This window comes from Metabacillus mangrovi, assembly GCF_009711125.1.
GTDB lineage: Bacteria > Bacillota > Bacilli > Bacillales > Bacillaceae > Metabacillus_B > Metabacillus_B mangrovi.
Map to the genome: position 1 here is coordinate 21,421 of NZ_WMIB01000008.1, position 13,747 is coordinate 35,167.

16 protein-coding genes are annotated in these 13,747 nt (G+C 44.4%); 13 read left to right on the forward strand and 3 right to left on the reverse strand.

Going from position 1 to position 13,747, the window contains the following annotated elements; translation table 11 throughout:
- Nucleotides 1-53 precede the first annotated feature (53 nt).
- The 12 genes from GKZ89_RS09840 to GKZ89_RS09895 all read left to right on the forward strand — a co-directional run bounded on the left by GKZ89_RS09840 (nt 54) and on the right by GKZ89_RS09895 (nt 7,538).
- Complete coding sequence (locus GKZ89_RS09840; protein WP_155112237.1) at nt 54-428, forward strand: hypothetical protein; 375 nt, start codon at nt 54-56, stop codon at nt 426-428.
- A 15-nt stretch (nt 429-443) separates the two neighbouring features.
- Nucleotides 444-1,412: a hypothetical protein gene (locus GKZ89_RS09845; protein ID WP_155112238.1), complete on the forward strand. Its 969-nt coding sequence runs from the start codon at nt 444-446 to the stop codon at nt 1,410-1,412.
- Nucleotides 1,413-1,558: 146 nt separating this feature from the next.
- Nucleotides 1,559-2,077, forward strand: a complete 519-nt coding sequence (locus GKZ89_RS09850; RefSeq protein ID WP_277753219.1) for a DUF5381 family protein — start codon at nt 1,559-1,561, stop codon at nt 2,075-2,077.
- Nucleotides 2,078-2,185: 108 nt separating this feature from the next.
- The gene (flaG, locus tag GKZ89_RS09855; protein ID WP_338324915.1) at nt 2,186-2,530 is read left to right on the forward strand and encodes a flagellar protein FlaG; all 345 of its coding nucleotides are present in this window, start codon (nt 2,186-2,188) and stop codon (nt 2,528-2,530) included.
- 18 nt (nt 2,531-2,548) lie between these two features.
- On the forward strand, nt 2,549-4,048 hold the full coding sequence (locus GKZ89_RS09860) for a flagellar hook-associated protein 2 (RefSeq protein ID WP_155112240.1): 1,500 nt from the start codon (nt 2,549-2,551) through the stop codon (nt 4,046-4,048).
- A 16-nt stretch (nt 4,049-4,064) separates the two neighbouring features.
- Complete coding sequence (gene fliS / locus GKZ89_RS09865; RefSeq protein WP_155112241.1) at nt 4,065-4,466, forward strand: flagellar export chaperone FliS; 402 nt, start codon at nt 4,065-4,067, stop codon at nt 4,464-4,466.
- Nucleotides 4,466-4,816, forward strand: coding sequence for a flagellar protein FliT (gene fliT, locus GKZ89_RS09870; RefSeq protein ID WP_155112242.1), 351 nt, complete (start codon nt 4,466-4,468; stop codon nt 4,814-4,816). Before fliS ends, fliT begins: the two co-directional genes overlap by 1 nt.
- A gap of 390 nt (nt 4,817-5,206) precedes the next feature.
- Entirely contained in the window at nt 5,207-5,380 is a 174-nt protein-coding gene (locus GKZ89_RS09875; protein ID WP_155112243.1) for a hypothetical protein, read from the forward strand.
- A 100-nt stretch (nt 5,381-5,480) separates the two neighbouring features.
- The gene (locus GKZ89_RS09880; RefSeq protein WP_155112244.1) at nt 5,481-5,864 is read left to right on the forward strand and encodes a DUF8042 domain-containing protein; all 384 of its coding nucleotides are present in this window, start codon (nt 5,481-5,483) and stop codon (nt 5,862-5,864) included.
- 271 nt (nt 5,865-6,135) lie between these two features.
- Nucleotides 6,136-6,708: a ribosome hibernation-promoting factor, HPF/YfiA family gene (gene hpf, locus GKZ89_RS09885; protein WP_155112245.1), complete on the forward strand. Its 573-nt coding sequence runs from the start codon at nt 6,136-6,138 to the stop codon at nt 6,706-6,708.
- A 177-nt stretch (nt 6,709-6,885) separates the two neighbouring features.
- A complete protein-coding gene (locus GKZ89_RS09890) occupies nt 6,886-7,191 on the forward strand; it encodes an antibiotic biosynthesis monooxygenase family protein (protein WP_155112246.1) in 306 nt (101 codons plus the stop codon).
- Nucleotides 7,188-7,538: a hypothetical protein gene (locus tag GKZ89_RS09895; protein ID WP_155112247.1), complete on the forward strand. Its 351-nt coding sequence runs from the start codon at nt 7,188-7,190 to the stop codon at nt 7,536-7,538. Before GKZ89_RS09890 ends, GKZ89_RS09895 begins: the two co-directional genes overlap by 4 nt.
- 17 nt (nt 7,539-7,555) lie before the next feature.
- Here GKZ89_RS09895 and GKZ89_RS09900 read toward each other — a convergent pair whose 3' ends face one another.
- The 3 genes from GKZ89_RS09900 to GKZ89_RS09910 form a co-directional block, all read right to left on the reverse strand.
- Nucleotides 7,556-9,145 carry a PAS domain-containing sensor histidine kinase gene (locus GKZ89_RS09900; RefSeq protein WP_162356685.1) on the reverse strand — a complete coding sequence of 530 codons (1,590 nt, stop codon included), beginning with the start codon at nt 9,143-9,145 and terminating at the stop codon, nt 7,556-7,558.
- A gap of 1 nt (nt 9,146) precedes the next feature.
- Nucleotides 9,147-10,901 carry an HD domain-containing phosphohydrolase gene (locus tag GKZ89_RS09905; RefSeq protein WP_162356687.1) on the reverse strand — a complete coding sequence of 585 codons (1,755 nt, stop codon included), beginning with the start codon at nt 10,899-10,901 and terminating at the stop codon, nt 9,147-9,149.
- Nucleotides 10,902-11,126: 225 nt separating this feature from the next.
- Complete coding sequence (locus tag GKZ89_RS09910) at nt 11,127-11,852, reverse strand: LytR/AlgR family response regulator transcription factor (RefSeq protein WP_155112250.1); 726 nt, start codon at nt 11,850-11,852, stop codon at nt 11,127-11,129.
- A 219-nt stretch (nt 11,853-12,071) separates the two neighbouring features.
- On the opposite strand from GKZ89_RS09910, the gene arcA reads away from it, so the two are divergent.
- Complete coding sequence (gene arcA, locus GKZ89_RS09915) at nt 12,072-13,331, forward strand: arginine deiminase (RefSeq protein WP_155112251.1); 1,260 nt, start codon at nt 12,072-12,074, stop codon at nt 13,329-13,331.
- The last annotated feature ends 416 nt before the right edge of the window (nt 13,332-13,747 follow it).

The following is a 13,747-nucleotide window of genomic DNA, read 5'->3' on the forward strand; positions in this document are numbered from 1 at the left end:
TTGGAAATAAGTAGTTTAGTATAAAGTCATAATACATAGACAGGTGATGAAATTTGAGAAGAAAAGCCGCAATACTCTTTGGGATTTTATTTTTTCTATATATGGGATTCATCGTTTCCACGATGGGCTATCCTTTCCCGAGTTCGATTGTGTTCATGGTCTTGTTCACCAATCTTCTGGCATCGGTTGCAGCGGTTTTTATGCCGAAGCTGGTTCTGATCATTTACGAGGAAATGGTGTATCACAGCGAGCGCGGACTGAACCGGAATACGGGTAAAATGTTCGGGATTTTATTTTTTTCTATCAACTACTATGTCCAGAACATCCTCTACCGGCTGCCATGGTACATAAGCAGGCCATTGAGCCTGTTTTTCTTCCTGCTGCTCGCATTTGAGATGACCGGGCTGCATGCTCTTTACAACTATTGATTCTGAGGTGAGAAAATGAAGCAGAGGACATATTCGCTGAATGAAGTACTAACTGTGGCGAGAGCTCTTGGATTAAAGGATTTATATAAGAGCTACGCATTTTTAAACGTATTTTGGAAAGGCAGGCGCAAGATTAAGGAAGCAGCCAAGACGATTGATCTAAAGGGTGAGTACGCAGAGCTTGGCCGTTATTTAACGGTCCTGTCAGACGCTGCTGTATGGATAGAACTCGAGAAACCGGAATCGGGGGCTGCGGTTTCAACAGGATCAAGGAGAATTATGGAGTCTGTTGCAGACAGCATGTATCAATATCGGGAAATTGGCAGCCAGGAGACGGTTGAGAGCATCATCGCGGATTTCTACGATATACAACCCGATAACAGCGAAAAACTTTTGCAATCTAGTTTTCTCATAAGCGATGAGCTGTATAACGCCATCCATACGGAAGACCCGGATCCAGAACTTTTGGCAATTCTAAAAGAAGACTTGGAACCGGATACTGAAATTGACCAATTTATTGAAGACATGAATGCAAACCGCAATGAAGTAAACATGATCCAGCTTTATTTAGGGGCCGGGAATGACCGGTTTGGACTGGGATTTGTCCCGTCAAAGTATGGTGTTTGGCGGGTGGATGTGACGGCGGATGAAGAGATCCAGCTGATCCATGAATCCGAGAAGGAATTCATGGCCTATATCAGCAGCATCATCAAAAATGGACCGCCGATCAAGGTAAGTTTGAAGAAGGAAGAGGAAGTAAAAAAAGAGCCAAGGAAAGCCAGATTCGAAATCAAACCCTCTGTATTTTTATTCCGAAGCTCGCTGTTGCTGCTCGGGGTTATGGCCCTCCTGCTCATGAATGTTCAGGAATGGGTCATAAGCCGTCCGCAGACTCCCTATAAGATATGGGCAATTTTTCAAGGGCTGATTGCCGTCCTGACACTTGTGATCTGGAAGTATCCGAAGGAGAGGAAGACGGGGTGAATCCATCACCCATAGAGTTAAGGCGTCCCAAATCTTAAGCTAAACAAAGCAAAATGTACCCGCTTCCCTGTGAAAAGGCTGAAATTTAATGCAGGGAAATAAGCCTCCGCAGAAGGAGGTTTCTCTGGTTTTGTGAGGAGTGCATAATGTGGGGGGAGAGAATCCATTTGACCAACAGCAATAGTAAGACCGCTATAGAAGTGAAAGCCTCCCCAGGAATAATGGGATCCGTCTTCTTTTCGTCCATATTCATTTTTACTATTTGTTTGCTGGTATTCCTGGAAAATTTCCAAAGCGATTCAAGCATTGGAATAGCAGCAGGACTCATAGGGATGGGTGCCGCGCTTTATGTATTAGTGCATAGTGCAGCAGGGATTTTCAAAAATAAGAGCGTGATCTTTAAAATCATCCCGGGGCCGGAAGGGATTATCCAATCGGGTAAAAAAACGATTTCATTCAGAGATATCAAGAGAATTGTGATCAAGCAGAGGTGGCACATTTTCTTTGATGACCTTGTCATTTACACCCATCAGAATAAAGTTGTCAGGATGAGGACATACAATCTGATCGATATTTCCCGGCTGAATGATTTGATCCGGGTGAACATTCTTCCTTATACCGTTTCTGAACATCAGGAAGTTTTTAAAAGGAAAAATGAGTCATGATCATCCAAAACCTCCCCCTCCAAAAGGAGGTTTTTTTCATTTCCCCTCAACAACTTCCGGAACTCTCCGATATAACCTTTAGATGATTTAAACAGAGGAGTGTTTGCAGTGGAGGTCAGTTCAATTCCGGCTCACGCCATACATCGGATGCCTGAAGCGGAGGCTGTTAAGCCGGCAGCGGTCCAGGCGATGGAATCAGCTTATGAAGGAAAGGAGTCCGCTCCGGTTTCGAAGGAAAAGCTTGAGAAGATTGTGGCCAGCCTGAATGAATTTATGGCTCCTGCCAACACGCATACCCAATTTGTCCTTCATGAGAAGCTGAACGAGTATTATGTGACAGTGGTCGATGATGTGACTAAAGAGGTTGTACGGGAAATTCCCAATAGAAAAGTATTGGATATGTACGCAGCGATGACGGAATTTGTCGGGCTGTTCGTAGATGAAAAAAGCTAGAAAAGGCGGTGAGCACAGATGGTAAGAATCGGCGGTCTGGCCAGCGGAATGGATATCGATACAATGGTCAGTGATCTAATGAAAGCAGAGCGGATGGGCGTTGATAAACTGAAGCAAAAAAAACAGATCCTGGAGTGGCAGCGGGACAACTACCGGGATATGAACAAGCTGCTGAAGGAACTGGATGATATGCTCAGCCCGATTACTAAAAACTCGCTTACCCTCCAGTCTACTTTTAATAAAAAGGCAGTCAGCAGCTCAAATGATGCAGCAGTCAGTGCAAAGGCGATCAGCGCTTCAGCGAATTTCTCCTCTTCTATAGAAGTAACAGAGCTCGCGTCCTCTGCGTCCTGGAAAGGAGCACTGAATCCATCCTTGCCAGCTGGAGCGAAAGAAATGGTTTTTAAAGTAACGGATCCAGGTTCATCAACTCCTAGAGACGTCAAAATCTCTATTGCAGCAGGAGATACGATGGAGCAGGTATTGTCTAAAATTAACTCCTCCTCATTAGGGGTATCTGCCATGCAGGCAACTCTAAAAGGGGAATCACAGGCGAGAATCATTCTAACGAGCAGCAAGACAGGCGCAAGTGGTGCAATCGTTGCTGATAATGATGATGCCAAGGCCTTTATGACGACCCTTGGTTTCTCGTTTAATGCAGATAACCAAACATTGAAAAAAGATCAAACAGGTACTGATGCCATCGTAAAAGTAAACGGCTACGAAATGGTGCAGCCTTCCAACACCTTCACCATCAACGGTGTGGAGTATAACGCGAAACAAAAAACAAACGGCATTCCTGTTAACATTTCAAGCTCGACAGACGTAGACAGCATCGTGGAGTCCGTCGTGAAATTCGTAGATAAATACAATGAAATTATCGGAAAAGTGAACGGAGAGATTTCCGAGGACCGCTACCGCTCCTATCAGCCACTGACAGATGCAGAACGTGAGTCTTTGTCCGATAAGCAGATCGAGCAGTGGGAAGAAAAGGCGAAAAGCGGCCTTTTGAAAAATGATTCTGTTCTTGCTTCCGGACTCAATAAGATGAGAACGGATTTCTATTCTCCAGTCAGCGGTACCGGAACCATTGCCGGCTATACGCAGCTGGCTGATATTGGCATTAAGACGACATCAAATTATATGGAAAAAGGCAAGCTGATCATTGATGAGGCGAAGCTCCGCGAAAAAATTCAGGCGAACCCGGCCGCGGTATACGAGCTTTTTAACTCAAAAGGGACGACGCCTGAAACGACAGGACTTGCCGGCAGGCTGCGCGATACAATCAAAGATACGATCACAAAGGTCGAATCAAAAGCCGGAAACAGCCTGATGACGACTCAGAAATTTTCGATCGGCAAAAGCCTCGACAGCCTCGATACACAGATCGACCGGTTTGAAGACCGTCTCGTGCAAATCGAGGACCGCTACTGGCGCCAATTTACCGCCATGGAAAAAGCCATTCAGCGGGCGAATGAGCAATCCGCCCAGCTCATGAACTTTAACGGCGGATATTAAGAAGGAGTGAACCAGATTGGCAGTAAATAATCCATACCAGGCCTACCAGCAGAATTCTGTGACGACTGCATCTCCCGGCGAACTGACACTGATGCTGTATAACGGGTGCCTGAAGTTTATCAAACAAGCACGGACGGCTATGGACCAGAAACAAATTGAAGCAAAAAACACCAGTCTCCTGAAAGCACAAAGGATTATTCAGGAGCTGATGGTGACGCTGAATATGGAAGCAGAGGTGTCTAAAAACATGATGGCCCTCTATGAATATATGAACCGCAGATTGATGGAAGCAAACTTAGGGAACGATTCTTCTATTCTCGATGAAGTAGAGGGCTATGTGACGGAATTCCGCGACACATGGAAGCAGGTCATCCAGATGAACAGACAGGCCCAGTTCAAAGAGGGCGGAACCGCGTAATGAGCTCTGTATCTGAAGTGCATGCCCTCACGGAACAGCTGCTGAATCTTCTGAAGCAGCCGGGGGAAACGAATGAACGCGATACGTTAATCCAGCAACTCAACTCTAAGCTTGATGAACGTGAGCAGGCCATGAAGCATCTCATCCCCCCGTTTAGCAGCCGGGAAAAGCAGCTGCTGCAGGAAGTCAATGATTGGAATAAACAAGTCATCAGCTATATGAACAAAGTAAAAACCGTGATTCAGCTGGATCAGCAGCGCCTGAAGAAGACTAAAGCAGGTGCGAATAAATACGTTAACCCATACGAAGCCGTCCGGACGGATGGGATGTTTTATGATAAACGGAAATAAGACGCTCTCTGCATATATGCGGAGAGTTTTTTTAAGATTGCAGCCTGGTCCAGAATTGTATTAAAATGTAAGTTGGTAGGATCGGGTAGTAGGGAAAGAGCTTGTCGAAATCTCCCGAAAAGTCGATATCCAGGTAATTTCGCCGATATCTCCTGATTATCGCTGATATAATTTTATTTTCGTCGATATCTGAATATTATCGCCGATATATTCAAAATTTCGCCGATATCCTAAAGCACAGTAAGTTTTAGAGCCTGGAAAGCTGACCTTATGTGCTCCTTTTTACCTCTTAATCTACATATCTGCTAGTTTCACCCGGAATGTTCGCTCTGAACGCATCTATTCCGCTTTAAAACAACCATTTCAGCTCTCAGCTGCCAGGAGGACAAGATGAAAAATAATAAATATTACAATCAGCAGAAGAAAAAAAAGAAAAAGAACCAAGATGGCTGCCTGGACGGCTGTTCAGAAGGATGCTGCAGCACGGACGGCTGCCTGCCGCTGATTTTACTGCCTGTGCAAATTGGTGTTCTTGGCTATTGGATTATTGAAAAATTGATTTAGGAGATGCATTTCCAGTTTTTCAGAGAGTTTGCTATCAAATTATTTTAGCCTGTGCCGATATAAGTAATAGTATAAATTACCTATATCGAGGGTGGATAGATTGAACGCCTATGAACGCTTTGAGTTGTATCATTTTTACTACCATCTTCTGAATACGGTTCAAGATGGCTTGGATGATGTTCTGGAGAGCTTCCGCCGCCTGGAACTGAGTGAAGCAGAAAAGGTTTTTACGGACATTATGAGGGCTTTTTACCATATTGACAGTTCAAATGTGCTGATTATCGAAAAAGTCAGCGAAGATGACTGTCAGCTGATTCATGAAATCAAACGTTTCGATGAGGTCATCAATGAGCTGGATCACCTGGATTTTATGTATTTTCAGCCCCTGACTTATGAATCTTTTTTGAGAGACAAGCTTGCGCCGGTGTTTTTAGCCTGGAAAGAAGGCGTGCAGCAGAGGCTGCAGCCGTATATTTTGCAGTAAAAGGCAGGAGACCCTGCCTTTTTTCATGCTCGGCCAGCGTTCTTTTTTATTGAAGTGTCCTTGGGATGCTGTTTTGTCCCAGTTTCGTGAAAGGTTTTTTTCAAGCATATATGTGGCCATGTGAAGCATAGAATGAAACGGCTTCCTTTCCTTTTAGCCGCAATTTTCTACAAATTTCACGAAACCTTCACATTACTTTTACGTTTATGCAGGAATACTAGAGGGGAAAAGAGAAATAAGTTTACATATCCTTTACAAAGGAGGAGTTTATATGAGATACAATGTCAGAGGGGAAAACATCGAGGTGACTCCGGCACTTCGGGATTACGTGGAGAAGAAGATTGGGAAGCTTGAGAGGTATTTTCAGGAGTCCGTGGATGCAGATGTTCACGTAAATCTAAGCTATTACAGTGATAGGGAGTCAAAGGTAGAGGTTACGATCCCGATGACGAATCTCGTCCTTCGAGGCGAAGAGCATAATGAGGATATGTATGCGGCGATTGATTTGGTGACGAATAAGCTTGAGCGCCAGATCCGCAAGCATAAAACGAAAGTGAACCGCAAGTTCCGTGAACAGGATTCCGCCAAGATGATGTTTGCCAATGGCAATCCGGTTGAAACACCGACTGCTGTGCAGACGCAGGAGGAGGAAGACGAGGATAGCATGGAAGTAGTGAGGACAAAGCGGTTTACGCTGAAGCCGATGGATAGTGAAGAAGCCATACTCCAGATGAATATGCTGGGCCACAGCTTTTTCGTTTTCACCAATGCTGAAACGAATCGAACCAATGTAGTATATAAAAGAAAAGATGGCAAATACGGCGTCATTGAGCCGAACGAATAAAGCATGGACGATCAAAGAGGCGCCAGTTGTACAGGCGCCTCTTTTTTATGTGGAAATTCATAAATTGGTATTCTATACTAAAAAAAGCGATGGAAGAATTTTGTTTTGGAATAATGATAGGATTCCTGCTCTTGATATGTTAGGTTGAAGAAGATGCAAAAAAAGGAGATGAAACCATTGTATATCGTACATTCTACATTTATCGTACCAGAACATAAATCGGACGAGGTCATTTCCATTTATCAAACAAGATCAAAGATGGTCGATCAATATGAAGGCTTCCGGTCTTTCCAGCTTCTTCAGAATGAGAAGAAAAAGGGCGAACTTACAGTTCAGATTGAATGGGAAACGAAAGAGCATTATATGAAATGGGTTCAAAGCGATGCTTTCAAAAAAGTGCATGAACATGAAAAAAATTATCCGGATCAGGAGCTGGCAGCGATCATTCCTACCGTTAAAAAATACGAGGTGGTCGCCACATGACCGACGATCAGGTAAAACAAGCGATTGATCATGTCGTCTCAGGAATCTACCGGCAATATCCCGAGCTTCTTGAGAAGTACGGAGAGAGAGGGAAGGAAAAATGCCGGGAAGACAATGAGCATCACTTTAAACATTTGCGGACCGCTTATGAAGCGGATATGCCGAAAATTTTTACGGACTATGCGATCTGGCTTAATAATGTTCTGACCTCGCGGGGCATGAAAAGTGAACATTTAATCGATAATTTCGACCGTATTGCCGAAGCGATGGGTTCCATTGATGCACCGGAACGCGAGACTTATATTGGGTATTTAAAGGAAGCCAATCAAAAGCTGGCTAATTCCTGAGGAAAGGACTGCCCCTGTCAAAGGGGCAGTTTTACCCAAAACGTACTTCCTTTATCAAGTTCACTTTCAACTCCGAGTGTTCCTCCCATTTCTTCCACCAGCTGTTTCGTTAAAGAAAGTCCGACACCTGAACCTTCTACCTCCCAGTAAAAGCTTGTTGACCGGTAAAAAGGGTCGAAGATCTTTCTCTGGTCTTCCACTGAAATACCATAGCCTGTATCTTTTACTGATATAAAAGCCATTTCTTCTTTCTTTTCAACTCGTACAAAGATCGCGCCGTTTTGCCGGTTATACTTCACCGCATTTGATAAAAGGTTCAGCATGATTTGCTTTAGTCGGACTTTATTCGCTGCTGCCAGGATCTCATGCCTGGCTAATTTCTGTTCGATGGTGATGCCTTTTGTCTCTGCAAATGGCAGGATCCATTTAACGCTGTTTTTAACAATTTTATTTACCGGCGTCGCTTCTTTTTTGATGAATGGTTTTCCTTTTTCCAGCCGGACAAGATCCAAGATATCATTGATTACATGCAGCAGATGATCGCCGGCACTGGCAATCTTCTGGATTTTCTCTCTTTGCCATCCGGTTACCGGATCCTTTTTTTCATCCAGTAAAATATCGGAAAACCCCATGATCGTATGGAGCGGAGTTCGGAGTTCATGGCTCATCATGGATAAAAAATGGGATTTGGCCTTGCTCGCTTTCTCTGCTGCTTCTTTTGCTTCGGTCAGCTCCCGGTTGTTTTTCTTTAACTCAGCGATCATGCAGATTCTTTCAAGAAGGCTTGCTACCTGTTCGCAGGCTGTTTGAATAACCTCAAGCTCGAATGCCTTGAATTCAGGGCGGGTCTTTGATCCAAATGAAAGTGTTCCAAGAAGTTTGCCATGGTACACAAGCGGGTGCGATACATAAGCTTTGAGTCCGAATTTTTTAATCGTCTCTGTCCGTTTATCAAGCGAAGCATCGACATGTTCGACAAGCATTGCTTCTTTTCTTTCGGCTGCTGCCCCGCAAATGGCCTGTCCTATTTGAAGCAAGGAAATGCCGTTGGCTTCTTCCTTTGTGATACCTGAGTAATTGGACAATACGAGATGGTTCGAAGAGGGGACATACATAAAATTAATAAACACGTCCAGATCCAGGTATTCTGAAAGTTTGTTGTATAAGGTATTAAGCAGTTCTTCAGGTTTCCGGCTGCCAATCATGTCATTGGTGGTCTCACTTAAAAGCATCACTTTTTCATATTTTTCCTGAATGGCCTGCTCAAACCGGATGCTGGCGGTAATATCCTTAAATACAATGCTCAGCCCGTCGCCTGCGGGATAGATCCCAATTTCAGTAATTTTCGTTTTTTCAAAAATGCTGTATCTCAGCTTCAGTCTGCTGCTTTTTTCATTTTGCATGGCTTTTGTAAGAAGGGTTTTGAACAGGGCGGCATCTTCATGGCTTATGTAGTCCATCACGCTCCTGCCGATGCAATTTTTCCGGGTATCTCTGAAAAGCTTGGCACCTTCATCGTTAATGGATTGAATTTTCCAGGAGCTATTAAGCCGTAAATAAGCGTCCTCATTTTCAATCAGTTCATATGATTCAATATGAAAGCTCATGCTATTCACCCTTTTCCGGCAGAAGTTCATTCAGGAAAAGATGTTTTCCTGCTTCAAGTCTTTCCATGATAGAAAGCTTTATAACCGCTGATTCGGGGCTTTTAGCGATAAAGTCTGCTTTCCCTTTTTCAATTTCATCCTGAGTAAAAAATTCCTTGAAAATCAGGATAAGCAGTTTTGGATTTAATTTCTTGATTTCTTCTGTCAGTAATCTTATGGAACCTAACGAATGCGTACTGGTCACCGTAAAACATATATAGTGAATTTTCCTGCTTTCAGCCAGCTCTGTGATCAAGGCAGCAGAAGCACCGAAATGTTTATACGTTTCCCATCCGTTTGCAGAGAAATAATCCTGAAATAGCAGGGAGGGAAAGTAGTATTGCTCTTGCTCATGGAAAACGATCAGCATTTTATGGCGGGCTGGAATCAAGCTTATGTAAAATTCCCTCTTCCGATCCAGAATATAGCACAGGCAGTCGTCCGCGATGTGGAGGCTTGTCCGGCTGATGGTTTCCATTTTGAATTGGCTGCTTAATTCCATCGCTGCAGCATATAAAATGTCCCGGTAAATATCTTCGACCCTCATCCCGTCTGCAAGCTTCTCGAATGCTTCAAAGGCTGTCCTTTTCCTTCCTTCCGCCAGGGAGCTTATGAATACTGCCCAAAGCTCTTTCTTCCAATCAGATTCTTCTGCAAGAATATCTTCTGCTGTACAGGAAATCTTCAGCGAAAAATCAGAAGGAATCTCGACTTCTTCTCCTGACACCCGGGTGCTTAACCTCATCAGGCTTGGAAAATTTGCGGTATGTCCCCTGACAATTGCTTCTCTCCCGTCTGACAAAACGACCGGGGAACCAAGCGGATAGATATGAAGCATTTGCATAAACTCCTGCAGGATATACGGGTCATACAAATGAGGCTCTCTTGCAAGGCACCCTAAGGCCTCTTCAGCTGGAAGCGGACTGCGGTACATTCGCTCCAGCGTTAAAGCAGAATACACATCAACTACCATTAAAATTCGGACGGCCATACTCAGCTCCTGGGCTTGAAGTCCGTAAGGATATCCGCTGCCATCCATTCTTTCATGATGGGCAAGAGCCAGATCTGCAATATTCCCGGCGGAAGGTATACCGGTAAGGAACTTATAACCTAGAGTTGTATGCGCTTTAACAATTTCGAATTCAAGCTTTGTCAGTTTCCCTTTTTTACTAAGGATCACAGCCGGAAGCTCTGCCTTGCCGATATCATGTACAAGAGAAGCATGGCTGTGCACCTCCAGGTCCGAAAGATTCAAGCGTTTGGCAAGGAGGGTAAACAGAATGAACACATCCACTGAGTGGTTAAAGCTGAAACTGTCATGACTTTTCAGCTGCAGCATTTTTGCCATAATCACATCAGTTTGCATTAAATTTGTAAAATAGGAGGTCAGCAGATAAAAGGAATCCTCCATATTAAAAGCAATACCATACCGTTTTTCATCGGCTATTTTTAAGATGGTCTGAAAGTACAGCTCCCGGCTTCTTTGCTCGCTATATGTATGAGCCGGAGGAATGGTTTGAATAGTGGATGCGAGCTTCGGCTTTAAATTTCCGAGAGGCTGAAGTACCGGAACCTCTGTAATATCCCATCTCTTTAATTTCTTAATCAGATCATGATCAATTACGGTCCCTTTTTTAACAATTAAAGTTTGATTCGTATAAAGATCCTCTGCCAGTATAAGACCGGCAGCAAGGGGCATTATGGACGCAGTTTTCATTGTTTTCTCCTCTTGTAGTAAAAAATACCCATTTACTCTTCTTATAGTAAAAGATAGAGAAAAGTCTGTCGATTCATCCCGGGGCATAAGAGGAGCTTTATTCAGCATAACAGGCCGATTAAACTGCATTTTGAACAGCAAAGAAGACATTTTGGACACAAAAAAGCACCGGGAAACCGGATGCTCTGATTGTTTGTAGGAAAAGATGACAGCTGTTTTGCAGTTTTAAACAAACATCGATAATCTTGAATTGAATTCACTGATTTTCAGCTTGGAAATGTAAGCATGCTTTTGATAGTTTCTAAAGTGAACTTCATATGTTTCGTTTTTCGGAGTAATATGCGAAACGCAATTAAGGTTCACAACGAACGAACGGTGGGTAAGAAAGAAGGACTGGTCCAGCCGTTCGTAAAGTGTTTTAATCCCTTCATAGGTTTCATACACTTCTTTAGTGGTGTGGATCATGCATTTTCTTCCAAGCTTCTCCAAAAACAGGATGTCCTCGAACAAAATGTAGTAGGTGGAGCTTCCTGATTTTACATGCAGTTTTCTCGGCTGGACAGAATAGGGTGAAGAAGCCCTCTCCAAAAGACTGCGGGCTTTATGTAAGGCAGCAAAGAGCCTGACTGGTTTTACGGGCTTTACAATGTAATCAACGGCTGATAAATTAAACGCTTCCACTGCATATTCATCATAGCCGGTAATGAAAATAAATTTTACGTCCGGATTGATTTTCAGGCACTCTTTTATCGCGTCCATTCCATTTTTCCTCGGCATATGGATATCTGCCAAAATTAAGTCCGGGCTTGAGCACTGAATTTGTTCGATAAGCTGTTCGCCATCCCTGCATACAGCTTCAATGGAGAAGTCGTCTGATTTTTTCAGATAATGCTTCATGATTTCCAGTGAGTCCGGCTTATCATCAGCAATTACAATACGAAAAGGCTTCATGCTATCACCTCATTAATCGATCTCTATAAGAATAGTACACGAAATCCGTGCATTTTAAACTAGGTAAAAATAGGGTGATATACACGTTTAATAATAAAAAAAGAAAGTTTATTGGTACTTTTAGCTTGTTGAGGAATTAGGCAGTCTTAATCTCACACCAGAATGTTACTATCGGCCACAAAATGGGTACAGATAAGGAGAAAAAAGAGGGGGCAGATGATGAATCAACTAATCGCACCGGCTGGAACAGGAACCTTGGACGTAACATCTGAAATCGGAAAATTACGGACCGTTATGCTTCACCGGCCCGGCCGTGAAGTGGAGAATTTAACTCCTGAACTTTTGCATAAATTGCTTTTTGACGATATCCCCTATCTGCCTGTGATTCAAGAAGAGCACGATCAATTTGCTGAGACGCTGAAGGATCAGGGAGTCGAAGTTCTTTATCTGGAAAAGCTGGTGGAAGAGGCACTGCATTTTGGCCAGGTGAAAGAACAGTTTATCGATCAGATCCTGCAGGAAAGCAAATCCAATATAAATGGAGCGAGTGATAGTTTAAAAGAATTTTTACTGGACATTCCGGGAGGGCAGCTTGTCTCTAAAATTATGGCCGGCGTCCGGACTTCTGAAATCGATGAAGGCCGAAAGCGGCATTTATACGAGTTCATGACAGATCAGTATCCATTCTATCTGGATCCCATGCCGAACCTGTATTTCACAAGGGACCCGGCGGCTGTCATAGGGAACGGACTGACCATCAACCGGATGCATGAAGGGGCGCGAAGGCGGGAATCGCTGTTTATGGAGTACATCATGAAGTACCACCCGAGATTTTCGCAGGCAGACATTCCGGTCTGGCTGAACCGGGATTATGATTTTTCGGTAGAAGGAGGCGACGAGCTTGTGCTGAGCGAGGATACCCTGGCTATCGGAGTCAGTGCGAGAACCTCTGCCCGGGGCATCGAACGCCTTGCATTAAACCTGTTCCAAAAACAGGATCGAATAAAGAAAATCGTCGCCATCGAAATTCCAAAGTCCAGAGCCTTTATGCATTTGGATACCGTCTTCACCATGGTTGACTATGACAAGTTCACCATTCATCCGGCCATCCAGGGTCCTAATGGAGACATGAACATTTACATTCTTGAAAAACACCCTGACGATCCAAAGCGCGTTTCCATTTCCTCAAGAACGAACCTTATTAAAACGCTGAAAGAAGTGCTGAACCTGGAGAGTGTCACCCTGATCCCGTGCGGCGGAGGCGATGCTATCGTAGCAGCGCGGGAGCAATGGAACGACGGCTCCAACACGCTCGCTATTGCACCGGGAACGGTCGTCACTTATAACCGCAACTACGTCTCCAACCGGATCATGCGCGAGCACGGCATTGAGGTAATTGAAATTGCAAGCTCTGAGCTGTCCAGAGGAAGAGGCGGTCCCCGCTGCATGAGCATGCCGCTTGTGAGGGACAGGATTTAACAGGAAACGCCGGCTTTAATGCTGGCGTTTTTTTGTTGGACGTTGGGGAGAGAGGAGGCATAGGTAGGAGTACTTTGGAGGCTGCTGTTAAGAGCGGGGTCAGTGGTACTGCTTTAACGCAAGTGGGGGCAGAGGGATGGTGTTCTGAATCCTTGTGGCAGAAGGGATTAGAGAGACGGTGCCGGAGCTTTAGTCCGGTAGAGAATGTGGGGACTGGCACGGTGCCAGTCCCCTGTTGCTTTAACGTAAGTGGGGACAGAGGCCCACCCCTTCACCCCCTTGTGCCCCAAGGGATCGAAGGGGGGGTGCCAGAGCTTTAGCCCTTTAGCAGAGTGAGGGACTGACACCCGGCTCCATATTCGGACCACCCCAACACAGAAGCCCACCCACCTCACCAAACCGCCCCTCTTCCAAAT